This is a genomic window from Streptomyces alkaliterrae (assembly GCF_007097205.2).
GTDB classification, from domain to species: domain Bacteria; phylum Actinomycetota; class Actinomycetes; order Streptomycetales; family Streptomycetaceae; genus Streptomyces; species Streptomyces alkaliterrae.
Window position 1 is genome coordinate 1 of sequence record NZ_VJYK02000659.1, and the last position, 759, is coordinate 759.

Here is a 759-nt window from a genome sequence, read left to right on the forward strand (position 1 = left end):
CCCAACGAGCGGTCCACCTGGCCGGTTCCTCACCTCCCCGCCCGCCGGCCCTACCCTTCGCGCACCTCGGCGAGCCTGCCGTACACCACCACGTTCCCCAGGTAGCCCTCCTGGTGCGAGTAGCCGCCGCCGCAGGTGATCAGCCGTATCTCCGGCCGCCCGGTGGAGCCGTACACCCGCTGGTCCGGGAAGTCGTCGCGGCCGTATACCTCGATGGCGTAGACGGTGAACACCGCCGTGCGGCCGTCCCGGCGCGCCACCTCCACGCGGTTGCCCTTGCGGAGCGCGCCCAGCCCGTAGAACACGCTCGGACCCTCCGCCCGGTCCACGTGCCCGGCGAAGATCGCCGTCCCCCGGACTCCGGGAGCGGTGCCGTCCCGGTACCAGCCGACGAGGTTCGGGTCGTCCTCCGGAGGTGGCTCCAGGCTTCCGTCGGTGTCCAGCCCCAGACCGGTGATCGGTGCGTCCACCTCGATCACCGGTATCCGTATTCGGGTCGGCGCGGAGGCGACCAGCGGAACGACCTTCTCGAGCAGCCGGGCCGGACGCGGCTCCTCCGCGACACCGTCCGCCGACGGCTGCGGCGGCGGACGCTCGGGCGTCGGGCTGTTGTCGATCAGCCAGACCCCGCCACACAGCCCAGCGGCCACCACCGTCGCGACCAGCGTCTCCCGCCGGCGCCGATAGCGATCCATGCTGCCTCCCGGCTGCTTGTGCCTGGGCAACCGAGCCAACCGCCACTCGCCCCGCCCCGCCACC

Annotated in this window: 1 protein-coding gene; it reads right to left on the reverse strand. The window is 73.0% G+C overall.

Translation table 11 applies throughout. From position 1 onward, the window contains the following. Window positions 1-50: 50 nt before the first annotated feature. The gene (locus FNX44_RS27385; RefSeq protein ID WP_143651636.1) at window positions 51-695 is read right to left on the reverse strand and encodes a class F sortase; all 645 of its coding nucleotides are present in this window, start codon (window positions 693-695) and stop codon (window positions 51-53) included. Window positions 696-759: the final 64 nt, after the last annotated feature.

What these genes read in the sequence shown, in the direction of transcription:
- FNX44_RS27385 (WP_143651636.1), bottom strand. Translation starts at nt 695, where the DNA reads ATGGATCGCTATCGGCGCCGGCGGGAGACGCTGGTCGCGACGGTGGTG.